Here is a 24,634-nt window from a genome sequence, read left to right as displayed (position 1 = left end):
GGTTTTACTCCGGCAGCAGGCTTTCGCCAGCATACAACTCGGCTACCGTTTCACGGCGACGCACTTCAAAAGCCTGGTCACCGTCCACCAACACTTCGGCGGCACGGCCGCGGGTGTTGTAGTTGGAGCTCATGACAAACCCGTAGGCACCGGCCGAATGCACAGCCAGCAGATCGCCTTCTTCAAGGGCCAGCTCGCGCTCCTTGGCCAGGAAGTCGCCGGTCTCGCAGATTGGGCCGACGATGTCGTAGGTGCGGGCAGCGGTGCTGCGCGGGCGTACGGCCGTGATGTCCATCCAGGCTTGGTACAGCGCCGGGCGGATCAGGTCGTTCATGGCGGCGTCGACGATGGCGAAGTCTTTGTGTTCAGTGTGCTTGAGGTATTCGACCTGAGTCAGCAACACACCGGCGTTGGCCACGATGAAGCGGCCCGGCTCGAACACCAACGCCAGGTCGCGACCGTCGAGACGCTCGCGCACGGCCTTGATGTAATCGCCGGCCAATGGCGGCTCTTCATCGCGATAACGCACGCCCAAGCCGCCACCGAGGTCGATGTGACGCAGGTAGATGCCGCAATCGCCGAGGCGGTCGACCAGGCCCAACAGGCGGTCAAGCGCATCAATGAACGGCGGCAGGGTGGTCAGTTGCGAACCGATATGGCAATCGACGCCGACTACTTCCAGGTTCGGCAGCTGCGCAGCACGCACGTACACGTCTTCGGCGTCGGCGATGGCGATGCCGAACTTGTTCTCTTTGAGACCGGTGGAGATGTACGGGTGGGTACCAGCATCGACGTCCGGGTTGACGCGCAGCGAGATCGGCGCGCGAACGCCCAGCTCGGCGGCCACGACTTGCAGGCGTTCCAGCTCGTCGGTGGATTCGACGTTGAAGCAGTGCACGCCGACTTCCAGGGCGCGACGCATGTCATCACGGGTCTTGCCGACACCGGAGAACACGATCTTGTCGGCGCTGCCGCCAGCGGCCAGTACGCGTTCGAGCTCGCCACGGGAAACGATGTCGAAACCGGCGCCCAGGCGCGCCAGGACATTCAGTACGCCCAGGTTGGAGTTGGCCTTGACCGCGAAGCAGACCAGGTGTGGCATGCCGGCCAGCGCATCGGCGTAAGCCAGGTATTGGGCTTCGATGTGGGCACGGGAATAAACGTAGGTGGGTGTACCAAAGCGCTCGGCGATGGCAGACAGGGCAACACCTTCCGCGAACAGTTCACCGTCACGGTAGTTAAAAGCGTCCATGAGGTTCCCTTATTGGTAGACGTCGTGCTTGTGTGCTTTGGACGGCTGCTTTTGCGAGGACTGAGCCTGCTCAGCAGGGTCCTGGTCTTCGTCGGGCAGGTACAGCGGGCCTTTTTGACCGCAGGCCGACACGAGGCAGGCAACCGCGACGAGCGCAGCAAGGGAAGAGATCAGGCGCTTCATGGCGAAATCCTTGAAAATGCATTAATTGCGCCGGAGTATACCGGCCACCCGGCAGCTTGCCTATGCGAGGGGGCTCCCGTCCGGCGGGGCTTGGCGGATAGAGATCACTATCGTGCATTACCTGTGGGAGCGGGCTTGCTCGCGAATGCGGTGGGTCAGTCGACAACTGCACTGACTGATAAACCGCATTCGCGAGCAAGCCCGCTCCCACAATGGCCCTCTTGGCCGTTATCCTTTGCAATCACCGGGACTCGCCCGTATCTTGCGGCGCTTGAGCCTGATCAGACACTTTTGAGGTTGCCGCAATGAGTTTGTCCGAAGCCCGTTTCCACGACCTGGTCGATGCCACCCAGCAATCCCTGGAGGACATCTTTGAGGACAGCGACCTGGACATCGATCTGGAGAGCTCGGCTGGTGTGCTGACCGTTAAGTTCGAAAACGGCAGCCAATTGATCTTCAGTCGTCAGGAGCCGTTGCGGCAGTTGTGGCTGGCTGCTGTGTCCGGTGGCTTCCACTTCGATTACGACGAAGAGAGTGAGCGCTGGATGTGCGACAAGAGCGAAGAGCAGTTGGGTGAAATGCTCGAGCGCATCGTCAAGCAGCAGGCCGGTGTCGAATTCGATTTCGAAGGCCTGTAACGCCGTGACCGAGCCATCGCCGGCCCGCCCGCCCAAGCCGCTCTACAGCAATGTAAGCCCGGCAGTGCCATCGCCGTGCAGCGGAGTCTGTCGGCTGGATGAGCAAAAAGTCTGCCTAGGGTGTTTCCGTCATGTCGAAGACATCCGCGAATGGCGCTCGGCCGATGATGAGCGGCGGCGGGTGATCTGCGCGCAGGCGTTACACCGCAAATCCCACGCCTGACCCGGAAACCTGTGGGAGCGAGCCTGCTCGCGAATACGGTGTATCAGTCGACATCTGATTGACTGACAAACCGCATTCGCGAGCAGGCTCGCTCCCACAGGGTTTAATTTCCACCTGTCGGTACCGTGGTTGTCCTTGGCTTGTATATTTTTTGAGCTGTGATAGTGTCCGAATACGCCTCAACCCATCGAGGCTTGTGAAAACCCCGCCTTTTTCTGGCGGGGTTTTGCTTTTTTCGTGCAGAAGAAAGGAGTCTGCCCTGATCATGACCGCACCTTCCATCACCCTTACCCGTCTGGACGTTCAGCGTCTGGAGCGTCTGATCGACAGCCTGGATGAAACGCTGCCGGGCGTCATCGCACTGCAAACCGAGCTGGACCGCGCCGATACGCTGGTCGGCCACGATGAAGTGCCCGCCGATGTCGTAACCATGAATTCCCGCGTGCATTGCCGTGAAGAGATCAGCGGCAAGGACTATCACCTGACCCTGGTTTACCCAAAGGATGCCAATGCCGACGAAGGCAAGATTTCCATCCTGGCGCCGGTGGGCAGCGCATTGCTCGGCTTGAAGGTGGGTCAGCACATCGACTGGCCGGCACCGGGGGGCAAGACGCTCAAGCTGACCTTGCTTGAAGTCGAATCCCAGCCAGCCAATGGCGGCGATTTCCCTGAGTGATGACCGCTCAGACCTGCTCGAGCGCCTCGTTCAATGCGTGCTCCAGGTCGGCCTTGTAGCGCAGATACAGATTGCTTGAGCCCTGACCATCACCGAGCAGGCCCGACAGGTCCAGGTCGGTGATGTAGCAGCGATAGCGTTGGGTTTCGCGGCGCTGTTCGACGATTTCCCGGGCGACCACTGCGAACAGTTGGTCGCCATGCTCCAGCTCTGAAAACTCCCGCTGATTGCAATACAACGTCACTTGCGCCTTCCCCTGTGCAGCTTTGCCGACGATCGCCTGTACGTCATAGAAGGGTTTATTGACTGGTGTTTGCGGTGCCGGACGGGCCTCGACCCGGCGTGGTCGGCCTGTACCTGACGGCAAGAGTTGGTAATACCGGGTGTCCAGGCTCCTGGGCTGGGCCGCCTCCATCGGCAGCAAGGCCTCGCGTCGATATTGAATCGATTGCAGGAACCGTTGCAGCGGTACTAGCAGGCTTTGTTCGTCGTGCCACGGCAAGCGCTGCTGCCATAAGGCATTGTACTCATCGAGTACATACAGATCGGCCTGGTCTTCGTTGATCCGGTAGAACACCTGAACGCAATCTGCCTGCCCCATGGGCAGCAGCAGCGCTAGGTCATGCTCTTCCAGTGCCATCGGGTCCAGATGCAAGGGGCTGTAACTGGCCAATTCTTCACTCAGGTAATCGACCAGCGCCGGCAATGTGGCCAGGGCGACGTGATTGACCTGGCCGGGTACCAGTTCCAGCACGTGGTAATGCTGCTGGACCTGAATCAGGTAGCGGTGATTGAGTTTGCTCAGCAACAGGTTCTGCGCGGTGTCGATGATGCCTTCGACACGTTGGGCAATGAATTGCGCGCGGTTATGGCAGAAGCAGCGTACGCGCAGCCGGGGTTGCCGCGGGCCGTCCGGCAGGTTGTTGAGATAGTCGCGAAGGCAGTCGAGCAGGGCATGGGGACCATCGAAGCGATTGACCAGCACTTCGTTCCAGCTGTTGAGCGTGACCTGATCCAGGGTCAGCACCAGATTCTCCCGAACCCCTGCATAGCTCAGGGAGTCGGTACGCTCGGTGGTCATCAGGATGTTCAGATCTCGATGGTGCTTGAGCGGGTCGATGCCGACGTTCACCAGAATCAGCACTTCGCCGGGTACGCTTGCGCGCAGCAAGGGTTCTTCGGCAACGGTCGTCAGGGGCAGGGGGATGCTCTGTTGCAGGCTGCCGAGCAGGTTGAACAGCTCGAACTCGCTCAGGTCGCTGCTGCCAGGGTGCAAGGCCAGTCGGGTGCTGCTGTCGATCACGCCATTGCGGTGGCACCAGGTGAGCAATTCGAGCAAATGGCGGCTGCGCTTGATCGGGGCGAAATGCTCCCACTCAAGGGCAGTCAGGCTGCCGTTATACAGGCCCCACTGAGTTTGCCCCGATTCCTTCTTGTTGACTGCATGCACCAGCGTCAGGGTGTCTTCGGCCAAGTCCGGGGCGATGCCCGGGTTGATGAACTCGACCTTGTCCGCCTTGCGTTCGAAGGCCGCGTACAAGCGTCGACCCAGTACGCTGAGATCACGTTTGTTGATCAGACTGACGGTCTGTTCGTTACGGGCGAACTGGGTCAGGAATCGGTAGCTGTAATTCAGCTCGTTGACCAGCGCCCGGCGTTCGGAACTGACCTGGCGGACCTTCCACTGGCTGCGGCTGTCGAGCAGGGCCAACTGACGTTGGTCCCAATGCCATTCATGGGTCAGGCGCTCCAGTAACGTGCGCTGCCAGCCTTGGGTGCGAATGTTGCCGGTGAGTTTGCGATTGACCTTCAGGTACAGCGCGCGCCTTACCAGCTCCAGTCGTTCCGGCTCGTTGCGGGCAATGAGGTACTCCTCGATGCGTCGGTAAACCACGACGTACGGATCCAGTTCATCCAGATCGAGCTGGTTGGCAAACACCGCCTGTTTGAAACGCAGGCTCAGGCACTGAACCCTCGGGTGTTCGCTGGCGTACACCTCGGTCAGCAACAACTTCAGGACCGATTTGTACGGTGACTCGATGCCCTTGAACAATTGCCATAACCCGGCGCCGATAAATTCGCCAGGCGGAATATAGGCGAGGTTTCCCAGGTCCAGGGTTTCGTCGGCGCGAATGAAGCGCTTGGATATCAGCGTATGGGTGTATCGGTCGTAGCTCGCTTCTTCATAGACCGGCACCAGCCACCAGATCGGCGTGCGCCCGGCCAGCCAGATCGCAGTGCGGTAAAACTCGTCCAGCAGCAGATAGTGCTGGGTGCTGCCGCAATTTTCGGAGCTGAGTTGATTGTCGCGCTCGCCTCGTACGAAACGGGCCGGATCGATCAGGAAAAAGTGCGCCTCGGCACCCTGGCTGGCAGCCCAGGCCTCGAGTAGCTGACATTTTTTTTGCAGTTCAGCGAGTTCGTGTTCCCTCAAGTCCGAGCCATGACAAACCCACACATCCATATCGCTTTGATCGGCCTGGGCCAGCGTGCCGAGACTGCCCATCAGGAACAGGCCGTGAATCGGGCGAGGCGGATTGCTGCCGTGGCGTGGCTTATAGGAAAACGAGCGGGTCAGGCGTTGGGCTTCGGCGAGGACGTTGGCGTCCGGTTCGAAATTCGACAATCCGGCCGGCGTGCCACCGGAAACGTAGCCCGGCAACAGCGGGTGATTGACGTGGAAAAACAGTGGCAGAAGGTTGAGCACCCCTTGCTGACGGGGCGACAACCCTTCCATGGCGCGCGCCATCCGGCCTTCGTTGAGCTTTAAAAAGCGTGCGCGCAGTTGACTGAGAACCTTGCGGTCGATTCCCTCGTCCAGATCGGGGCGGATTTCATGGGTGTGGATCATGTCAGCTCAAACCGGCTCGCAGGGCTCGGACGTGGAGGCTCTCGGGTGATGGCAGTTTAGCGTCTAAGTCCGGGGGCATTTAAGCTGATTTTGTTTTTTTGGCGTCAGATTTATAACGTTGGAAAAGGTCAGTCAGCCGAACAGGCCCGCGGAAATCCCGTGGCAGGGTTTCCGTGGGCGATGCGATGGAATTCAGGCTGTTTCTTGGGCTTTCAGAATGGTGAGCACGGTTTGCACATTTTGCGCGGCATCACGTCCCAGGCTGGTCAGATAACCACCATCAGGCTGGTCGATCAGTTCTTTTTCGTACAGGCGTTGGGCAGCGGCAATAGCTTTAGGGGCAGCGGACTGATGAATTTTCAAACCTTCCTGGGAACTGTCCAGGTTGAAGAGTGCGAGGATTTCCAGTTCGGCGACCAACTCAGGGGTAAGCGACATAAGGACTCCAGACTTTCTAGGAATTAGAAAACAGCGCCCCTAAGGTGAACCCGCTGGTGCGGCATGTCCAGTGCTGGCAGCAGCCTTTTTTCTCTCTGTGGGAGCGAGCCTGCTCGCGATGGACGCCAACGATAACGCTGGAGGCTTGACGTCCTGCGGTGCTCTCAGGTTTTTCGCGAGCAGGCTCGCTCCCACAGGTGCAAGGGGGTGGGTTACTGCTTCTCGGGTGGCAACTCTGGCAATGCACGCAGTGCTGCTTCATACCACTCGGTGTTGAACGCGCGGTCTTCTTCGAGGATTGCGTCGATTTCTATCGCTAATACGTGGGCCATCAGGTTGAGGATTTCCTCCCGCTCGTAACCCACCAGTGTCAGCTTGTTGAAGGTGGCCTTGGCCGCTGGCGGGTTTTCGCTTTCGATCTGGTTTTCGATGGCTTCGATCAGCGTGTTCTCGGCGAACTCTTCGTCGTCGATGTCGTCTTGGCTGGTGCCGGGGGTTGGCTCGCTCATGGCAGGCTCCTCAAGGAAAGGTGGCCAGTTTACCCGCATTCAGGGCCGTGATGCTGCTGGCGAGATCGCCCTCGGCGTTCTATAACAGGCACTGCCAACCCCCCTGCACGGCCTGGAGGCTATGTGATGCTCAAGCTTTATGGATTTTCCGTCAGCAACTACTACAACATGGTCAAGCTGGCGTTGCTGGAAAAGGGACTGCCATTCGAAGAAGTGCCGTTTTATGCCGGCCAGAGCCCTGAAGCGCTGGCCATCAGCCCGCGCGGCAAGGTCCCGGTGCTGAAGGCCGAGCAGGGTTTCATCAATGAAACCAGCGTGATCCTCGAATACATCGAGCAAAGCCAAAACGGCAAACCTTTGTTGCCAAGCGACCCCTTTGAACGGGCACAGGTGCTGGCGCTGGCCAAGGAGATCGAGCTGTACATCGAGCTGCCGGCTCGTGCTTGTTATCCGGAAGCGTTTTTCGGCTCCACCCTGCCGGAGGCGATCAAGGAAAAAACCAAGGCCGAGTTGCTGCTGGGGATTGCATCCCTGGGCCGGCACGGCAAATTCAGCCCGTATGTGGCGGGCGACAGCCTGAGCGTGGCGGATTTGTATTTCCTCTATAGCGTACCGCTGGCATGTGGAGTGGCTAAAAAGCTGTTTGGTATCGACCTGCTGGCTGAACTGCCGGCGGCCAAGGCGTTGCTGGAGCGTCTGGAGGACAACCCGAATGTTCAGCGGATTGCGGCGGACAAGGAAGCGGCGATGCCGGCGTTCATGGCGATGATCGCGTCCAAGAAGTAGGACGGTAGTGTTCTGACGTCAGATATCGCGAGCAGGCTCGCTCCCACAGGATTCATGCATCAACCTTGTGGGAGCGAGCCTGCTCGCGATGCTTTTAGCGGCTGGCGAGCAATGCCTGCCCGCGAGCTACAGCAGCCTTCACTTGTGCCGGGGCAGTCCCGCCGATGTGGTTACGGGCGTTGACCGAACCTTCCAGGGTCAGCACGGCAAATACGTCCTGATCGATCTGGTCGCTGAACTTGCGCAGTTCTTCAAGGCTCATTTCCGCCAGGTCCTTGCCGCTTTCCACGCCGTATTTCACGGCATGACCAACGATTTCATGGCAGTCACGGAACGGCAGGCCACGACGTACCAGGTAGTCGGCAAGGTCAGTGGCGGTGGAGAAACCGCGCAGGGCCGCTTCGCGCATCATGGCGTGCTTGGGCTTGATCGCGGGGATCATGTCGGCAAAGGCCCGCAGCGAGTCGCGCAGGGTATCGGCGGCGTCGAACAGCGGTTCCTTGTCTTCCTGGTTGTCCTTGTTGTAGGCCAGAGGCTGGCCTTTCATCAGGGTCAACAGGCCCATCAGTGCGCCGAATACACGCCCGGTCTTGCCGCGCACCAGCTCCGGCACGTCAGGGTTTTTCTTTTGCGGCATGATCGAACTGCCGGTGCAGAAACGGTCCGGCAAATCGATGAACTGGAATTGCGCGCTGGTCCACAGCACCAGCTCTTCGGAGAAACGCGACAGGTGCATCATCGCGATGCTCGCGGCGGAGCAGAATTCGATGGCGAAATCGCGATCGGACACGTTGTCCAGCGAGTTGCCGCCAACAGCGTCGAAACCCAGCAGTTGGGCCGTGTATTCGCGGTCGATCGGGTAGGTGGTGCCGGCCAACGCGGCGCTGCCCAGCGGCATGCGGTTGGTGCGCTTGCGGCAGTCGACCAGGCGCTCGTAGTCGCGGCTGAGCATTTCGAACCAGGCCAGCATGTGGTGCCCGAAGGTCACCGGTTGCGCGGTTTGCAGGTGGGTGAAGCCCGGCATGATGCTGGCCGCTTCGCGTTCGGCCTGTTCCAGCAAGCCTTTTTGCAGGCGGGTGATTTCGCCCAGGATCAGGTCGATCTCGTCGCGCAGCCACAGGCGGATGTCGGTGGCGACCTGGTCGTTGCGGCTGCGGCCGGTGTGCAGTTTTTTACCGGTCACGCCGATACGGTCGGTCAGGCGCGCTTCGATGTTCATGTGGACATCTTCGAGGTCGACGCGCCAATCGAACTGGCCCGCCTCGATTTCACCCTGGATGGTTTTCAGGCCATCGATGATGCTGTCGCGCTCGGCATCCGTCAGCACGCCGACCTTGGCCAGCATGGTGGCGTGGGCGATCGAGCCCATGATGTCGTGGCGATACAGGCGCTGGTCGAAGGTGACGGAGGCGGTGAAGCGGGCGACGAAGGCGTCGACGGGTTCACTGAAGCGGCCGCCCCAGGACTGATTGGTCTTGTCAGTGCTCATGAATTCGCTCGTATCGGCTGATGAAGAATGGCGTTGAAACTGCCGCGGATAATAACAGGGTTGCCAAGGCTGTCGTTGACACTGGTCGACTGGTTTCACCTCGCGCACTCGGACTTCTGTAGGAGCGAGCATGCTCGCGATGCACGGGAGGGCGCCGTGGGGTGTCAGGCAGCCCAACGTTATCGTTAACCTCCATCGCGAGCATGCTCGCTCCTACAGTTTTCCCCGCTAGAGCAACGATATTTTTCATTTGGGCAATATCGTCCCGGCAACCGTCTACAGTTGGACAGTAGGATCAGCGCACTTCTCGGTGCAGGCGCTGACTATAAGGAGAGGGGGTGTTCATATTGCGTAACAGCAAACCCTGTGGCGATGTGTCGCCAAAGCGGGCCTGGGCCGCCAATTGCCCGTCGGATAAAAATTTTACCGCCGGACGAGCGGCACTTTTTGACGCTCGGGCTAGTCTTAGCGTGGATCGCGGTGACGGACGTCACTCCACCTGTCTACGCTATCCTTGTGCGAGACTCACGCAGGAATCCAGCGCAATATGAATGTCCTGATCGTTGATGACGACCCCCTAGCCCGCGAGCGCCTGAGCCGAATGGTTGGCGAACTCGAGGGATACAGTGTCCTGGAGCCCAGCGCCACGAACGGCGATGAAGCGTTGGCACTGATCGACAGCCACAAGCCGGATATCGTGCTGCTCGATATCCGTATGCCAGGCCTCGATGGCCTGCAGGTGGCCGCGCGATTGTGCGAGCGTGAAACCCCGCCCGCCGTGGTGTTTTGCACGGGACCCGATGAATTTGCCGTGGAAGCCTTACAGGCCAGCGCCGTAGGCTATCTGGTGAAGCCGGTGAGAACTGAACATTTACACGACGCGTTAAAAAAAGCCGAACGCCCCAATCGTATCCAGCTCTCGGCCCTGACCCGCCCGGCCGCCGAAAGTGGCAGTGGCCCTCGCAGCCATATCAGCGCACGCACCCGTAAGGGGATTGAGCTGATTCCGCTGGATCAGGTGGTTTACTTTATCGCCGACCACAAATACGTGACCTTGCGCCACGAAGCCGGCGAGGTACTGCTGGATGAACCACTCAAGGCCCTTGAAGACGAATTTGGCGACCGATTCGTGCGCATCCACCGCAATGCACTGGTCGCTCGCGAGCGTATCGAACGCTTGCAACGAACGCCCCTGGGGCATTTTCAGCTGTTTCTCAAAGGCCTCAATGGCGACGCATTGATCGTCAGCCGGCGCCATGTGGCCGGCGTGCGGAAAATGATGCAGCAGCTTTGATGAGCGGGTCGCAGGCGAATTTCACACCCGATTGCCGGACATCCGGGGCCAGGGAGGCTGAGTAGTTTCTGATACAAGTCAAAGTGGATTTGGCTGAGCTGTTATTATCCGTCGTATCTATTCAGTACGGATTGATCCATGTCCTCTCGCCAGATCCGCATCGCCACCCGCAAAAGTGCTCTTGCCCTGTGGCAGGCCGAATACGTCAAAGCCCGTCTGGAGGAGGCCCATCCCGGTCTGCTCGTGACGTTGGTCCCGATGGTCAGTCGCGGCGACAAGCTGCTCGACTCGCCACTGTCGAAAATCGGCGGCAAGGGATTGTTCGTCAAGGAACTGGAAACCGCGCTGCTGGAAAACGAAGCCGACATCGCCGTGCACTCGATGAAAGATGTGCCGATGGACTTCCCCGAAGGCCTCGGCCTGTTTTGTATCTGCGAGCGTGAAGACCCGCGCGATGCCTTCGTTTCCAATACTTACGCCAGCCTGGATGAGTTGCCGCCAGGCAGCATCGTCGGTACGTCGAGCCTGCGCCGCCAGGCCCAATTATTGACCCGTCGCCCGGACCTGGAAATCCGCTTCCTGCGCGGTAACGTCAACACGCGTCTGGCCAAGCTCGACGCCGGCGAATATGACGCGATCATTCTTGCGTCCGCCGGTTTGATCCGGTTGGGTTTTGAAGATCGCATCACGTCGGCCATCAGTGTCGACGACAGCCTGCCAGCCGGTGGGCAGGGCGCAGTGGGGATCGAGTGCCGCAGTGTCGACAGCGAAATTCACGCGCTACTGGCGCCGCTGCATCACCAGGATACCGCCTCCCGAGTGATCGCCGAGCGTGCCCTCAACAAACATCTCAATGGTGGCTGCCAGGTGCCGATCGCCTGCTACGCCGTGCTTGAAGGCGAGCAGCTCTGGCTGCGTGGCCTGGTGGGTGATCCGAGCGGCGGACGGTTGCTCAGCGCCCAGGCGCGTGCGCCGCGTGGCGATGCCGAAGCTCTGGGCGTGCGAGTGGCCGAAGACCTCTTGAGCCAGGGTGCCGCGGATATTCTGAAAGCGGTCTATGGCGAGGCTGGGCACGAGTGACGGGCTGGCGCTTGCTGCTGACGCGTCCGGCGGATGAGTCGGCGGCGCTGGGCAGTTTCTTGGCCGAACAGGGGATTTTCAGCAGTAGCCTGCCGCTTTTGGACATAGTGCCGATTCCTGTCTCTGACACAATGCGCGACGTGTTTCGTGAGCTGGATCGCTACTGCGCCGTGATAGTGGTCAGTAAGCCTGCCGCGCGGATCGGCGTCGAACTGCTCGAGCGGTTCTGCCCGCAAAACCCGCGGGTGAAGTGGTTCAGCGTCGGCGCGGCGACGGCATGCATCCTTGAGGATCACGGCCTGGACGTGAGCTTCCCGGAGGAGGGCGATGACAGCGAGGCCTTGCTCGAGCTTGCGAATTTGCGTGGGGCTATCGCCGGGTCCAATCCGCGCGTGTTGATTTTGCGCGGGGAGGGCGGGCGCGAACTGCTGGCCGAGCGCTTGCGTGAGCGAGGTGCTAGGGTCGAGTATCTGGAGCTGTACCGCCGCGAGCTGCCGCGATACCCGTCGGCAGCGCTGTCGGAGCGGATCGAATCTGAACGCCTGAATGCACTGGTGGTCAGCAGTGGACAGGGTTTTGAGCACCTGCATCAATTGGCTGGCGATGCCTGGCCACAATTGGCGCGGATGCCGTTGTTTGTACCAAGTCCCAGGGTTGCCGAGCTGGCACGTGCTGCCGGTGCCCTGACAGTTGTGGATTGTCGTGGCGCCAGTGCCGCGGCCTTGCTGACGGCGTTACGGGAGCAACCCGTACCCGTTTCCTAATGCAAAGGATGGATACGTGAGCGAAACAGCCTTGCCTAAAGAAGACGTCCGGCCAGTGCTTGATGCGCCGATTGAAACGCCACCACCTGCCGCAGAGCCGCGCCGAGGCAATGGGCTGGCCATCGTCGCATTGTTGCTGGGCGCTGCCGGAATTGCGGTGGGCGGTTGGGGAGTCTGGCAGGTGCGTCACCTGCAAGCGACCAACCAGCAACAGCTGAGTCAGGTGCAGGCGTTGAGCGACGAGGCGCAGAGCCTGAGGCTCAATGAGCAGCGCCTGAGCGCACGCTTGGAACAATTGCCCGGCGCCGATGTGCTGGAGGAGCGTAGTCGCCTGGTGATTCAGCTCCAGGGCGATCAGCAGCGACTCAATCAACGTCTGGAAACCGTCCTCGGTGCCAGCCGCAAGGACTGGCGACTGGCCGAGGCCGAGCACTTGCTGCGTCTGGCCAGCTTGCGCTTGTCAGCGTTGCAGGACATCAGCAGCGCTCAGGCCCTGGTACAAGGTGCCGATGAAATCCTTCGCGAACAAAATGATCCTGGCGCCTTTGCCGCTCGCGAACAGGTGGCCAAAACCCTGGTGGCGTTACGCAGTACCGATCAGCCGGATCGCACCGGATTGTTCCTGCGCCTGGGCGCGCTGCGTGATCGGGTGGTCGGTCTCACCGAGCTGGCACCCGAGTACAAGGACCGCGGCGAATCCCTGCTGGGGCTGACCGCCGATGGCGACGGCGCCAGTCGTTGGGCGCAATGGTGGGATCAGATCTCGCGCTACATCCGCATTGATTTCAATGCTGATAAAAATGTCCGTCCGTTGCTCGCCGGGCAGAGTCTGAGCCAGGTGCGCCTGGCGCTGAGCCTGGCGCTGGAACAGGCGCAATGGGCCGCCCTCAATGGCCAGGCAGCGGTTTACACCCAGGCGCTGGACGAGGCGCGTGATGTGCTCAAGGGTAACTTCAATCCGGACAACCCCCAGAGCAAAGTGATGCTTGAGCAGGTTGCCGAGCTGAGCAAGCAACCCGTCACCGTGGTCACCCCCGACCTGACCGGTACCCTGAGCGCGGTCCAGGGGTATCTGGAGCGGCGTAATGTAAACGCTGAAGACTCGATCAAACCGCTGGCCAAACCTGCCGCGAACACCGCGCAGGAGGCGACGCCATGAAGCGCCTGTATGTGATCGTGTTTCTGGCCATCGCCGCGGCGGCGGCGCTGGGGTTGGCGATTGCCGAGCATTCCGGTTACGTGCTGATCGCCTATAAGAGTTTTCGCTTTGAATCGAGCCTGTGGGCGACGCTGGCCTTGGTCGCCGTGCTCTGGCTGGTCATCTGGGGCATCAAGGCGCTCATCGAGCTGGTGACGACGTCTGGTGGCGTGGTCAATCCCTGGTCACGGCGCAATCGCAGTCGCCGGGTCCAGGCAGCGATCGAACACGGTCAACTGGATTTGGCCGAGGGTCGCTGGGCCAGTGCACAGCGTCATTTGCATCGGGCGGCGGAAGCCGAGCGCCAGCCATTGCTGTACTACCTCGGTGCTGCCCGCGCCGCGAACGAGCAAGGGCGCTACGAGGAGAGCGACAGCCTGCTGGAGCGTGCGCTGGAGCGTCAGCCCCAGGCCGAACTGGCCATTGCCCTGAACCACGCGCAACTGCAGACCGATCGCGGCGATACCGAAGGCGCTCTGACGACCCTGCAGGCGATGCATGAGCGTCATCCACATAACGCACAGACTCTCCGTCAATTACAGCGCCTGCATCAACAGCGGGGCGACTGGTCGGCGGTGATTCGCCTGTTGCCGGAGTTACGCAAGGACAAAGTCCTGCCACCGGCTGAACTGGCCGAGCTGGAGCGCCGAGCGTGGGGCAAGAATCTGTCCCTGGCGGCGCAGCAGGAGGAGGATGGGACTGTCGGCCTGCAATCGTTGAACCGTGCCTGGCAGCAACTGACATCGGCCCAACGCCAGGAACCGCAACTGGTGCTGGCCTATGCCGAGCAGTTGCGCCAACTCGGCGCGCAGGTCGAGGCCGAAGAAGTTTTGCGTACCGCGCTCAAGCGCAACTATGACAGTCACCTGGCGCGTCTCTATGGGCTGGTTCGCGGTAGTGATCCGGCGCGTCAACTGCAACTCGCCGAAGGCTGGCTCAAGGATCATCCCGCCGATCCAAGCCTGTTGCTGACCTTGGGGCGGCTGTGTCTGCAAAGCAGCCTGTGGGGCAAGGCCCGGGACTATCTGGAAAGCAGTCTGCGCGTGCAACGCAACCCGGAAGCCTGTGCCGAACTGGCGCGGCTGTTGGCGCAAATGGGCGATACCGAGCGTAGCAACCAACTGTTCCAGGAAGGCTTGGGCTTGCTCGATGAGCGCTTGCTGGCAGCGCCGTTGCCGGTACCGGTACACGCGTGATGAATAGCTGAGGGGGGCTCGATTGGGCGCCCCCCACGCCTCGAACTTGTCGAAATTTTACCGGCGTTGTGTGATTTCAGCAGAGTCCTACAGAGGGTTACATCTAATCCTGTAGCTGCTGTCGGGAATTCCCTACACTCCTGCTGAAGTGTCCCTACTCGCCTGCCTTGATACGCCGGAATGCTTTCCTCTACCGTAGCCGTCGGTCCCTACTGTTACGGAAAAGCCATGTCCTTGGCCTGCACACGCTCGTTGTTTTTCACGGTTTTCGTTGCGGGCGCCCTGGTCTTGGGCGCGTCCTACTATCTCGAGTACTCCGTCGGTCTCAAGCCGAGTGGCTTGTGTCTTTTGCAACGGTTTTGCCTGGCGCTGCTGACCGGTATCTGCCTCACAGCCGCCATTCACGGGCCCGGCCGCGTGGGTTCTTTTGTGTACTGGCTGCTCGGACTGCTCTCCAGTCTGGCCGGGACAGCCACGGCATGGCGACAGGTGATGCTGCAAAGTGATCCGGTGCATCAGCTATCGGCCTGCGCTCCCAATCTTTCCGAGCTGTTCGCCAGCGCACCCTGGATTGGTATTGTGCAACAGATAGTCAAAGGCACCCTCGATTGCACGCCGATCTCCTGGACACTGTTCGATCTGAGCATCCCAGAGTGGAGTTTGCTGTTCTTCGCCGCGATATCGACGCTGGGTGTTTATCAGTTGTTGCGCCCTGTCTGGATCGGTATGCAACGACCGCTTAGCGGCAAGTCGTCGCACACGGCCCTGACAAGTGATTAAACACTTGTATGAACTTTATCGCCTGCGTACCTTGAAGCCTCAGTCGTGCGGGCATAATCTGGCCCGCACGTGTCATTGGAATTATGTTGCTCGATGACGCTCTGCCTGGCCGCCCATCAAGAGGCAAAAAGGCATAGAGCAGCTGACCCACAAGGGAAGAGAGATCACCATGCTCGAAAGTTGTCAGAATGCTCAGGAACGCTGGGGTGGAGTGCACCTGCTGATTGACCGCTGGTTGCAGGAGCGCAAGGAGCTGATCGACGCATACGATCGCCTCGGCGCCGAGCCAGAGGCGTTGTCTGCAAGCCGTAAACCCTTGCAGGAGTTTTGCGGCGTGCTGGTCGATTACGTGTCTGCCGGCCATTTCGAGATCTATGAACAGCTGACGGGGGAGGCCAAGGCCTTCAACGACAAGCGTGGCCTGGAACTCGCCGAGACGATCTATCCACGCATCGACGTCATCACCGAGAAACTTCTCGCGTTCAACGACCTGTGTGATGAAGGAAAGTGCGTCGCCGAGAAATTCAAGGAACTGGGTGGGTTGTTGCATGAACGCTTCGAGCTGGAGGATTGCCTGATCGAAGTGCTGCACACCGCTCACAAGGAAACCGATTCTGTCCAGGCTTGAATCGATACCTGCAAGACCTCGAAACGGTGCACCTGGGTGCACCGTTTTTCATTTGTGCGATCAGCTGGTGGCGCCGCGCAATTCGACTTCGAATACCAATGGAGTGAACGGCGCGATCAGGTCACCGGCGCCGTCGGCGCCATAGGCTTGTGCCGATGGGATCACCAGGCGCCATTTCGCACCGACCGGCATGTCTTGCAAGGCGCTGCGCCAACCGCTGATCACGCTATCGAGACTGAACCATTGCGGCTGGTTGTTCTGATCGAACACTGTGCCGTCAGGAAGGCGTCCGACATAAAGTACCTGCACCTTGCCATTCGGTCCGGCCTTGGTACCCGTACCCGGCGCCAACTCCGTCAGCAGTATCCCGTCCGCCAGTTCACGAACGCCGGGTTTGGCTTTTTCCTCGGCAAGAAAACGTTGCTCGTTTTCCAGTGCGCGCTCACTTTGCGGCGCCGATGTTTGCATGGCAACCCGGGCTTCGTGCTCCGTCAGAATCTGTTCGATCTGCTCGTCCTTCAACGCCAGCGGCTTGCCTTGATAGGCTTGTTGCAAGCCTTCGACCAGCGCTTTGAGTTGCAGATCGGGAACCTCCTGGCGCAGGCGTTCACCGAGGCTTGCGCCCAAGCTGTAAGCGAGATCGTGGGCGTCATTTTCCGAGGTTTTTTCGGCGGCCTGGGCCACGGAAAAAATCACGCACAGCGATAAAAAAAAGTAGCGCGACATGGGCACTCTCCGACCTGGGATGCCGGCGATTATGCCAGTGCGAATGCACTCGACGGTGAACTGCTTTCGTTCAAGCGCAGAAGATTTTCCATCTGTTGCAACGCAACGCTCAGGATACTGTCAAGATGCCCTAGCGGCGGTAGCAGCAGAGGTCTAGTATGAGCCGCACCCACGTCAGCCAGGAGGTAAACCATGTCGGCCACCAAGAAGCCTGTAAATACCCCGTTGCACTTACTCCAACAACTCTCGAGCAGCCTGCTCGAGCATCTGGAAACCGCTTGTTCCGAAGCGCTGGCTGATGCTGAAAAACTGCTCGCCAAGCTGGAAAAGCAGCGCGGAAAAGCGCAGGAAAAATTGCACAAATCCCGTACCAAATTGCAGGACGCTGCGGCGGCCGGAAAGGCCAAGGCACAAGCCAAAGCCAAGGGCGCAGTGAAGGAGCTCGAAGACCTGCTCGACGCCCTCAAGGAGCGTCAGTCGGACACCCGTGGCTACATTCTGCAACTCAAGCGCGACGCTCAAGAAAGCCTGAAACTGGCTCAGGGTGTCGGTCGTGTTCAAGAGGCTGTCGGCAAGGCATTGTCCCTGCGCGCGGCCAAGCCTGCCGCGGTCCCTGCGAAGAAAGCCGCTGCCAAACCGGCTGCTGCAAAAGCACCGGCCAAGCCTGCCGCCAAACCGGTTGCCAAAGCACCGGTGAAGGCCGCAGCAAAACCTGCCGCTAAACCTGCGGCGAAAAAACCGGTCGCTGCCAGCGCAGCAAAACCAGCTGCCAAACCGGCTGTGAAAACGGCTGCGGCGAAACCTGCTACCAGGCCTGCGGCTGCTAAACCCGCTGCCGCAAAACCCGCTGCAAGAACGGCTGCCGCGAAACCGGCTGTGGCAAAAACCGCAGCTGCCAAACCGGCTGTAAAACCAGCCGCGAAGACGGTCGCAAAACCAGCCGCTAAAACTGCAGCTGCCAAACCTACTGCCAAGCCTGCCGCAAAACCTGTTGCGGCTAAAACCGCTGCCAAGCCAGCCGCTAAACCAGCCGCTAAACCTGCTGTGAAAACAGCAGCTGCCAAACCTGCGACTGCCAAGCCAGCCACCGCAGCAAAACCTGCTGTAGCGAAGCCTGCAGCAGCCAAACCCGCAGCTGCCAAACCGGCTGCAAAACCAGCCGCCAAACCTGCCGCTGCAAAACCAGCAGCCAAGCCTGCGGTGAAAAAACCAGTCGCTGCCGCCAAGCCGACCCCGGCACCTGTGGCCAAGCCCGCAGCGCCAACGCCAGCGCCATCCGCTTCGGCCGCACCTGCGCCAGCCGTAACGACCTCGACGACCACCACTGCGCCAACGCCAGTGGCCCCGTCGAACTCCGCCACCACCCCAACCAGCGCTTCCTAAGTGCCGGATACCTCGACGCGCAGCTGATGCAGCGCGTCGCGGTCCAGGTGGGTGGTGCACGCCGCTACACCTTCAAGCCAGGCCTCCAGGTCAGTCGCCTCATTGTCTGGCCACGCTTGAGCCGCTCGCTCCAGTCGCAACAACAGATGCCGCTCGGCTTCCAGCTCCAGCGCCTTCACTTGTTCACGCAGCTTATGCAGCTCGGCATCCTGAGTGGCAGCGGTTTTCCATTGCGCGCGCAGTGCCCTCAGGGGACGGACGACGTCAGCGTCCCAAGGCTCGGCCGTATTGCGAAGTTGCTGCAAGCGTTGCTCATCGCAGGCCATTCCCCGTTGACCTAACCATGCTCCGCACAGCAGCAGGCACACATTGACGCCTGTCGACTGCAATTTCAGGCATGCCTGCTCAACGCCCGGGCGGGCGTAAAGGGCCAGGGAAAAGCTCCACAGGTCAGAGGACATAGTGCTACTCGCGCCAGTTGCGAGCGAAGCTGGTAGACTCCGCCGCCATTATGATTCGACTTCAGAACCTGACTTTACAGCGTGGCCCGCAACGTCTGCTAGAAGACGCCGAGCTGACGCTGCACGCCGGCCAGAAAGCCGGCCTCATCGGTGCCAATGGCGCCGGCAAATCGAGCCTGTTCGCCTTGCTTCGGGGTGAATTGCACCCGGACTCTGGCGATTGCTTCTTGCCGGCCGACTGGCGTATCGCCCACATGCGTCAGGAGGTCGACACGCTCGAACGCCTGGCGGTCGACTATGTGCTCGATGGCGACCTGCGCCTGCGCCAGGTGCAACGCGAACTGGCGGTGGCCGAAGCGGCCCATGACGGCGCCGCACTGGCTCGACTGCATTCGGAGCTCGACAGCGCCGATGGCTATACCGCCGACGCCCGGGCGCGCAAGCTGCTGGCAGGCCTGGGGTTCACCAACGAACAGATGGATCGGCAAGTCGGGGACTTCTCCGGTGGTTGGCGGATGCGTCTGAACCTGGCGCAGGCGTTGATGTGCCCTTCGGATTTGTTGCTGCTCGACGAACCGACCAACCACCTGGATCTCGACGCCATTATCTGGCTCGAAGAGTGGCTCAAGAGCTATCCCGGAACCTTGATGTTGATCTCCCACGACCGGGATTTCCTCGATGCCGTGGTCGATCACGTGGCCCACGTCGATCAACGCAAAATCACCCTGTACCGCGGTGGCTACAGCGCCTTCGAGCGTGCCCGCGCCGAACGTCTGGCCCAGCAACAGCAGGCTTACGAGAAGCAGCAGGCGCAGCGTGCGCACATGGAAAGCTACATCGCCCGCTTCAAGGCCCAGGCCACCAAGGCCCGTCAGGCCCAGAGCCGGATCAAAGCGCTGGAGCGGATGGAAGAGCTGACGGCCGCCCACGTCGATTCGCCGTTTGACTTCGTTTTCCGCGAATCGCAGAAAATTTCCAGTCCGCTGATCGATCTGTCCGATGCTCGCCTGGGTTATGGCGAGAAGACCGTGCTGGAGAAGGTCAAGCTGCAACTGACGCCGGGTGCACGGATCGGTTTGCTCGGTCCCAACGGTGCGGGTAAGTCGACCCTGATCAAAAACCTCGCGGGTGAGCTTGAGCCGCTGGCCGGCCGGTTGACCCGTGGCGAGAACACGGTCGTTGGGTACTTCGCCCAACATCAGCTCGATTCTCTGGATGCCAAGGCCAGCCCGTTGCTGCACTTGCAGCGTCTGGCCCCGACCGAACGCGAGCAAACCCTGCGCGATTTTCTCGGCGGCTTCGACTTCCGCGGTGCGCGGATCGACGAGCCGGTGCTGAACTTCTCCGGTGGTGAGAAGGCGCGCCTGGCCCTGGCGTTGATCGCCTGGGACCGGCCGAACCTGTTGCTGCTCGACGAACCGACCAACCACCTGGACCTGGAAATGCGGCTGGCGCTGACCATGGCCCTGCAGGAATTCAGTGGTGCGGTACTGGTGGTTTCCCACGACCGTCACCTGCTCAAAAGCACCACGGATAACTTTTTCCTGGTGGCGGATGGCAAGGTCGAAGAGTTCGATGGCGACCTGGAAGACTACACCCGTTGGTTGGTGGATTATCGTCAGCGCAATGCACCGGTCAGCAGCACTCCGGTCAATCCGGACAAGACCGACAAGAAAGCCCAGCGCCAGGCTGCGGCCGCCTTGCGTCAGCAACTGGCCCCGCACAAGCGCGAAGCGGAAAAACTGGAAGCCGAACTGGGCAAGCTGCACGAGAAACTGGCGAAAATCGACACCAGCCTCGGCGATAGCGACCTCTATGAGCCGGCGCGCAAGAACGAGTTGCGTGATCTGCTGGCCGAACAGGCCAAGCTGAAGGTGCGTGAGGCAGAGCTGGAAGAAGCCTGGATGGAAGCCTTGGAACTGCTGGAAAGCATGCAGGCGGAGCTGGAGGCGCTGTCCTGATGGACGCCTTCAAGTTGCCGCTGCCGGCAATGTGGGTCGAGCCAATCTGGCTCGGCGTGCAGATCCTGCTGATCCTGCTGGCCGGTTACGTCGCGCAGCGCTTTGTCGCCAAGTGCCTGACCCGTCTTGGCGAGCGCTACCCGTTTCCTCCGCAGCTGATGATGCCGCTGCGCGGTGGCCTACGCTGGCTGATCATGGGCAGTGCGCTGATTTTCGTGCTGGAGCGCCTCGGGGTGTCGGCCACGGTACTCTGGACGGCGTTGTCCGGTTTTGTCGCGGTCGCGGCGGTGGCGTTTTTCGCCATGTGGAGCGTGCTCTCCAATCTGCTCTGCGCGATCCTGATCTTTACCGTCGGCCCGTTTCGCCTCGGCGATGTGGTCGAATTGGTGGACACCACCGACAAGCCCGGCGTCAAAGGCCGGGTGGTGGCGATCAATCTGCTGTACACCACGCTGATCGAGGCTGAAGAACTCGGCACCGGCAGTGCCATGGTGCAGGTACCCAACAGCCTGTTCTTCCAGCGTTCGGTGCGGCGTTGGCGGGGGACCGATGTGTTTCCTGCCAGCGGGTTTGAGAAGTAAGCCTTCTGCGGCTTGATGCACCGCTTTCGCGAGCAGGTTCGCTCCCACAGTGGTTCGGGTCACTCACAAGATCCTATGTGGGAGCGAGCCTGCTCGCGAAGGGGCCCTCAAGCCATACGCGCTGGTCGGCAACCGCAACATCCTGCAAAAAATCGGTAGTCATCGGCCCCAAGCCGCATTAGCTTAGATGTCTGTCACGAGTCTGAGTCGAGGTGTGCGATGGAGCTTCAAACATGGCTGGCGTTTTTTGCCGCCTGTTGGGTGATCAGTCTTTCTCCGGGTGCCGGCGCCATTGCGTCGATGTCCAGCGGGCTGCAATACGGTTTCTGGCGTGGTTACTGGAACGCCCTGGGCCTGCAACTGGGTCTTGCCGTGCAAATCGCCATTGTCGGCGCCGGTGTGGGGGCGATTCTCACGGCATCGGCCACCGCTTTTTATGCAATCAAATGGTTCGGTGTCGCGTATCTGGTTTACCTGGCAATCAAACAATGGCGTGCGCTGCCCAGCGAAATGAGTGACGACGCAGCCATTCGCCAGATCGGCAAGCCGATGGCCCTGGTATTCCGTGGTTTCCTGGTGAACATCAGCAACCCCAAGGCACTGGTGTTCATGTTGGCGGTGTTGCCGCAATTCATCGACCCGCATGCGCCGCTGCTGATCCAGTACGTGATCATCGGTGTGACCATGATCTGCGTCGATCTGATCGTCATGGCCGGATACACCGGATTGGCCTCCAAGGTGCTGCGCCTATTGCGCACGCCCAAGCAGCAAAAGCGTATGAACCGTACGTTTGCCGGGTTGTTCATCGGTGCGGCGGCGTTCATGGCGACGCTGCGAAAAGCGGCCGTGTAAAAGCCTCCGGCACAATAAAGGCGACCTAATCAGGTCGCCTTTTTCATTTTCCGAGCAGGCGCAAGCCCTTCGCCACCGTATACAAAGCTTGAGTGAAAATCATTGAGAGGGAACAATATGTTACTTCGTGTTTCCAAATGAGATTCATTCATGATTGCCCCGTCCCGTTTCCTGGCCTGGCTGATAGCGCCGGTGTTTGCCCTATGCAGTTTCAACCTGCTGGCCGACACGGTGGAAGGCGCGCCGCAAGCCCTGCATTTACTCGACTACATCGGTGCGGACTATCCGCAAGCAGTGCAAGCAGGCAAGGTCGTCAACGAGTCCGAGTACCGCGAGCAACTGGAATTCGTCCAGGCGCTGCAAGGTCTAGTGGCAGCCATGCCGGCCAAGCCGGAAAAGACCGGGCTGGAGCAGGGCATCAAGACGCTGCGTGAGGCGATCACTGCGCGTCAGGATGGCGCCGATGTCGCCCGTCAGGCGCGGCAACTCGGTGCAAAACTGGCTGTGGCCTACGAAGTCAGCCAAGCACCAATCATCACACCGGATCCGACCCGTGGCGCGCCGCTGTATGCGCAGCACTGTTCGGTGTGTCACGGCGATACCGGCGCGGGCGATGGCCCGGCGGGTGTCGGTCTGACGCCGCCACCGGCCAACCTGCGCGATAACGCGCGTCTGGATCACCTGAGTCTCTACGCGATCTACAACACCCTGGGGCTGGGCGTTGAAGGCACTGACATGCCAGCGTTCGCCGATCAACTGGACGATCGCCAGCGGTGGGACCTGGCCACCTACATTGCCAGTTTCAGCGCCGATCCGGCGACCGTCAGCAGCGACAAGATTTACAACATTGCCGATCTGGCCCGTCAAACTCCGGCCGAAGTGCAGGCCGCCGATGGCCCGCAAGCGGCGGCGACTTTCCGCACGCAACGGGCGCAGCCACCGCAGGTCAAGCGTGGCCCGGCGCAATTGCTCGATTACACCGCCGCAACCCTCGACAAAAGCGTTGCAGCCTACCGTGCCGGTGACCACGATCAAGCCTATGACCTGTCGGTGGCAGCATATCTGGAAGGTTTCGAGCTGGTCGAAAGCTCCTTGGACAACGTCGACGCCAACGTACGCAAGGACACTGAGAAATCGCTGATGGCCTACCGTCAGTCGTTGCAGGATGGCTTGCCGATCGAACAGGTCGAGCAGCGGCTGGAGGCGGCCAAGGCCAAATTGAAGACTTCTGCCGACTTGTTGGGCAGCGATGGCTTGAGCTGGTCGCTGAGCTACATTTCCGGCTTGCTGATTCTGCTGCGCGAAGGGCTGGAAGCGATTCTGGTACTGGCGGCGATCCTGGCCTTCCTGCGTAACACCGGCCAGCAATCGGCGGTACGTAGTGTCAACGTCGGTTGGGGGCTGGCGCTGTTGGCCGGCTTGGGGACCTGGGCGCTGGCGGCGTATGTGATCGATGTCAGCGGTTCGCAGCGCGAATTGCTGGAAGGTGCGACGGCGTTGTTTGCCAGCGTCATGGTGCTGTGGCTGGGCGTGTGGATGCACGACCGTCGTCATGCCGCAGCCTGGCAGGACTACATCAAGAGCAGCCTGGTGGGCGGTGGCGGTCGTTTCGGTTTTGCGATCCTGGCGTTCTTCTCGGTGTATCGCGAGCTGTTTGAAGTGATCCTGTTCTACGAAACCCTGTGGTTGCAGGCGGGCCCTGCGGGTCACAATGCGGTACTGGCCGGTGGTGCGACGGCGCTGGTGCTGCTAGTCGGTCTGGCCTGGGTGATCCTGCGCGGCTCGGCAAAATTGCCGCTGGCCTTGTTCTTCAGCATCAACGCCGGCCTGCTTTGTGCGTTGTCGGTGGTGTTCGCCGGGCATGGCGTGAAGGCACTGCAGGAGGCGGGGATCTTCGGCACGCGGCCGGTGCCGTTCTTTGAGTTCGACTGGCTGGGGATTCATGCCGATGCCTATTCGTTGAGTGCGCAGGCGGTGGCGATCATTGCGATTGTGGTGCTGTATGGCCGCAGTCGGGTGGCTGAGAAGCAGCGGGCTACGGCTTAACAGCATTCGCTTCGCTCACATTCGCGAGCAGTCTCGCTCCCACAGGATGACGTATAACCTGTGGGAGCGAGCCTGCTCGCGAAGCTTTTAAAAAGAGGAAAACCGATGCGTGTCTGGATCGATGCCGACGCCTGCCCCCGGGCGGCGAAGGATCTGGTGGTGAAGTTCGCCCTCAAGCGTCAGTTTGAAGTGGTGCTGGTGGCCGGCCAGCCGCAGATCAAGCCGGGTTTGGCCCTGGTGAAACTGATCGTGGTGCCGAGCGGTCCGGACGCGGCCGACGACTATCTGGTCGAGCATGCGGTGCCCGGCGAGTTGGTGATCTGCAGCGATGTACCGCTAGCCGACCGGCTGGTGAAAAAGGGCGTCGCGGCGCTGGACCCGCGGGGCAAGGAGTTCGATGCGCAGAACATGGGTGATCGGTTGGCCGTGCGTAACCTGTTCACCGACTTGCGAGAGCAAGGGCAGGTGAGTGGCGGGCCAGCGCCGTTTGGTGAGCGTGAGAAACAGGCATTTGCCAATGGGCTGGATCGGATATTAACGCGGTTGTCTCGGCGAACCTGAAACCTGTAGGAGCGGGGGGGGGTGGGGGGGGGGGGGGGGGGGGGGGGGGGGTGGGGGGGGGGGGGGGGGGGGGGGGGG

At 60.6% G+C, this 24,634-nt stretch carries 25 protein-coding genes and 1 pseudogene; 18 read left to right on the top strand and 8 right to left on the bottom strand.

The window, feature by feature from the left end; translation table 11 throughout:
* Window positions 1-4 precede the first annotated feature (4 nt).
* Together lysA and lptM are read right to left on the bottom strand one after the other, a co-directional pair.
* A complete protein-coding gene (lysA, locus tag ACSFE6_RS01955) occupies window positions 5-1,252 on the bottom strand; it encodes a diaminopimelate decarboxylase (protein WP_435426052.1) in 1,248 nt (415 codons plus the stop codon).
* Window positions 1,253-1,261: 9 nt separating this feature from the next.
* Window positions 1,262-1,435 (bottom strand): LPS translocon maturation chaperone LptM, encoded by a 174-nt coding sequence (gene lptM / locus ACSFE6_RS01950; protein ID WP_435426051.1) that lies wholly within the window; start codon window positions 1,433-1,435, stop codon window positions 1,262-1,264.
* A gap of 305 nt (window positions 1,436-1,740) precedes the next feature.
* Here lptM and cyaY point away from each other — a divergent pair, with 305 nt between their 5' ends.
* From cyaY to rnk, 3 genes are all read left to right on the top strand, one after another.
* Window positions 1,741-2,073 carry an iron donor protein CyaY gene (cyaY, locus tag ACSFE6_RS01945; protein ID WP_435426050.1) on the top strand — a complete coding sequence of 111 codons (333 nt, stop codon included), beginning with the start codon at window positions 1,741-1,743 and terminating at the stop codon, window positions 2,071-2,073.
* A 4-nt stretch (window positions 2,074-2,077) separates the two neighbouring features.
* Complete coding sequence (locus ACSFE6_RS01940) at window positions 2,078-2,296, top strand: DUF1289 domain-containing protein (protein ID WP_435426049.1); 219 nt, start codon at window positions 2,078-2,080, stop codon at window positions 2,294-2,296.
* Window positions 2,297-2,561: 265 nt separating this feature from the next.
* Window positions 2,562-2,972 (top strand): nucleoside diphosphate kinase regulator, encoded by a 411-nt coding sequence (rnk, locus tag ACSFE6_RS01935; protein WP_095196229.1) that lies wholly within the window; start codon window positions 2,562-2,564, stop codon window positions 2,970-2,972.
* 7 nt (window positions 2,973-2,979) lie between these two features.
* Here rnk and ACSFE6_RS01930 read toward each other — a convergent pair whose 3' ends face one another.
* From ACSFE6_RS01930 to ACSFE6_RS01920, 3 genes are all read right to left on the bottom strand, one after another.
* A complete protein-coding gene (locus ACSFE6_RS01930; RefSeq protein ID WP_435426048.1) occupies window positions 2,980-5,823 on the bottom strand; it encodes a class I adenylate cyclase in 2,844 nt (947 codons plus the stop codon).
* A gap of 192 nt (window positions 5,824-6,015) precedes the next feature.
* Window positions 6,016-6,261 (bottom strand): TIGR02647 family protein, encoded by a 246-nt coding sequence (locus ACSFE6_RS01925; RefSeq protein ID WP_435426047.1) that lies wholly within the window; start codon window positions 6,259-6,261, stop codon window positions 6,016-6,018.
* 212 nt (window positions 6,262-6,473) lie between these two features.
* Window positions 6,474-6,770, bottom strand: a complete 297-nt coding sequence (locus tag ACSFE6_RS01920; RefSeq protein ID WP_435426046.1) for a hypothetical protein — start codon at window positions 6,768-6,770, stop codon at window positions 6,474-6,476.
* Window positions 6,771-6,896: 126 nt separating this feature from the next.
* On the opposite strand from ACSFE6_RS01920, the gene ACSFE6_RS01915 reads away from it, so the two are divergent.
* Window positions 6,897-7,556 (top strand): glutathione S-transferase family protein, encoded by a 660-nt coding sequence (locus ACSFE6_RS01915; RefSeq protein ID WP_435426045.1) that lies wholly within the window; start codon window positions 6,897-6,899, stop codon window positions 7,554-7,556.
* 94 nt (window positions 7,557-7,650) lie between these two features.
* Here the strand turns inward: ACSFE6_RS01915 and argH are convergent, their stop codons facing one another.
* Window positions 7,651-9,045 carry an argininosuccinate lyase gene (argH, locus tag ACSFE6_RS01910; protein WP_435426044.1) on the bottom strand — a complete coding sequence of 465 codons (1,395 nt, stop codon included), beginning with the start codon at window positions 9,043-9,045 and terminating at the stop codon, window positions 7,651-7,653.
* A gap of 428 nt (window positions 9,046-9,473) precedes the next feature.
* On the opposite strand from argH, the pseudogene ACSFE6_RS01905 reads away from it, so the two are divergent.
* From ACSFE6_RS01905 to rsd, 8 genes and pseudogenes are all read left to right on the top strand, one after another.
* Window positions 9,474-9,596, top strand: a pseudogene (locus ACSFE6_RS01905) (sensor histidine kinase); the annotation flags it as partial.
* A complete protein-coding gene (locus ACSFE6_RS01900; RefSeq protein WP_175387324.1) occupies window positions 9,593-10,339 on the top strand; it encodes a LytR/AlgR family response regulator transcription factor in 747 nt (248 codons plus the stop codon). The pseudogene ACSFE6_RS01905 and the gene ACSFE6_RS01900, both read left to right, overlap by 4 nt.
* Before the next feature lie 138 nt (window positions 10,340-10,477).
* A complete protein-coding gene (gene hemC / locus ACSFE6_RS01895; protein WP_435426043.1) occupies window positions 10,478-11,419 on the top strand; it encodes a hydroxymethylbilane synthase in 942 nt (313 codons plus the stop codon).
* The gene (locus ACSFE6_RS01890) at window positions 11,416-12,183 is read left to right on the top strand and encodes a uroporphyrinogen-III synthase (protein WP_435426042.1); all 768 of its coding nucleotides are present in this window, start codon (window positions 11,416-11,418) and stop codon (window positions 12,181-12,183) included. The genes hemC and ACSFE6_RS01890 overlap by 4 nt, the downstream gene beginning before the upstream one ends.
* Window positions 12,184-12,199: 16 nt before the next feature.
* A complete protein-coding gene (locus ACSFE6_RS01885) occupies window positions 12,200-13,342 on the top strand; it encodes a uroporphyrinogen-III C-methyltransferase (protein WP_435426041.1) in 1,143 nt (380 codons plus the stop codon).
* Window positions 13,339-14,577 carry a heme biosynthesis protein HemY gene (locus ACSFE6_RS01880; protein ID WP_435426040.1) on the top strand — a complete coding sequence of 413 codons (1,239 nt, stop codon included), beginning with the start codon at window positions 13,339-13,341 and terminating at the stop codon, window positions 14,575-14,577. The genes ACSFE6_RS01885 and ACSFE6_RS01880 overlap by 4 nt, the downstream gene beginning before the upstream one ends.
* 228 nt (window positions 14,578-14,805) lie before the next feature.
* Window positions 14,806-15,357 carry a disulfide bond formation protein B gene (locus ACSFE6_RS01875; protein WP_435426039.1) on the top strand — a complete coding sequence of 184 codons (552 nt, stop codon included), beginning with the start codon at window positions 14,806-14,808 and terminating at the stop codon, window positions 15,355-15,357.
* 169 nt (window positions 15,358-15,526) lie between these two features.
* Complete coding sequence (gene rsd / locus ACSFE6_RS01870; protein ID WP_435426038.1) at window positions 15,527-15,985, top strand: sigma D regulator; 459 nt, start codon at window positions 15,527-15,529, stop codon at window positions 15,983-15,985.
* A 60-nt stretch (window positions 15,986-16,045) separates the two neighbouring features.
* On the opposite strand, the gene ACSFE6_RS01865 is transcribed toward rsd, so the two are convergent.
* Entirely contained in the window at window positions 16,046-16,711 is a 666-nt protein-coding gene (locus tag ACSFE6_RS01865; RefSeq protein ID WP_435426037.1) for an FKBP-type peptidyl-prolyl cis-trans isomerase, read from the bottom strand.
* A gap of 192 nt (window positions 16,712-16,903) precedes the next feature.
* Here ACSFE6_RS01865 and ACSFE6_RS01860 point away from each other — a divergent pair, with 192 nt between their 5' ends.
* Window positions 16,904-18,094, top strand: a complete 1,191-nt coding sequence (locus ACSFE6_RS01860; protein ID WP_435426036.1) for an AlgP family protein — start codon at window positions 16,904-16,906, stop codon at window positions 18,092-18,094.
* On the opposite strand, the gene ACSFE6_RS01855 is transcribed toward ACSFE6_RS01860, so the two are convergent.
* Complete coding sequence (locus ACSFE6_RS01855) at window positions 18,091-18,555, bottom strand: TIGR02444 family protein (protein WP_435426035.1); 465 nt, start codon at window positions 18,553-18,555, stop codon at window positions 18,091-18,093. The genes ACSFE6_RS01860 and ACSFE6_RS01855 overlap by 4 nt on opposite strands.
* Before the next feature lie 50 nt (window positions 18,556-18,605).
* Between ACSFE6_RS01855 and abc-f the strand changes: the two genes are divergently transcribed.
* The 5 genes from abc-f (at window position 18,606) to ACSFE6_RS01830 (ending at window position 24,556) form a co-directional block, all read left to right on the top strand.
* Entirely contained in the window at window positions 18,606-20,516 is a 1,911-nt protein-coding gene (gene abc-f, locus ACSFE6_RS01850) for a ribosomal protection-like ABC-F family protein (RefSeq protein ID WP_435426034.1), read from the top strand.
* Entirely contained in the window at window positions 20,516-21,097 is a 582-nt protein-coding gene (locus ACSFE6_RS01845; RefSeq protein ID WP_435426033.1) for a mechanosensitive ion channel domain-containing protein, read from the top strand. Before abc-f ends, ACSFE6_RS01845 begins: the two co-directional genes overlap by 1 nt.
* Before the next feature lie 219 nt (window positions 21,098-21,316).
* Window positions 21,317-21,949 (top strand): homoserine/homoserine lactone efflux protein, encoded by a 633-nt coding sequence (rhtB, locus tag ACSFE6_RS01840; RefSeq protein WP_435426032.1) that lies wholly within the window; start codon window positions 21,317-21,319, stop codon window positions 21,947-21,949.
* 150 nt (window positions 21,950-22,099) lie between these two features.
* A complete protein-coding gene (locus ACSFE6_RS01835) occupies window positions 22,100-23,995 on the top strand; it encodes an FTR1 family protein (protein ID WP_435426031.1) in 1,896 nt (631 codons plus the stop codon).
* A 105-nt stretch (window positions 23,996-24,100) separates the two neighbouring features.
* A complete protein-coding gene (locus ACSFE6_RS01830) occupies window positions 24,101-24,556 on the top strand; it encodes a YaiI/YqxD family protein (protein WP_435426030.1) in 456 nt (151 codons plus the stop codon).
* Window positions 24,557-24,634: the final 78 nt, after the last annotated feature.

The organism is Pseudomonas baetica (genome assembly GCF_051216495.1).
Taxonomy (GTDB): Bacteria; Pseudomonadota; Gammaproteobacteria; order Pseudomonadales; family Pseudomonadaceae; genus Aquipseudomonas; species Aquipseudomonas baetica_B.
Note: the sequence above shows the minus strand (reverse complement) of the source record. Positions and strands in the feature narration are given on the sequence as shown.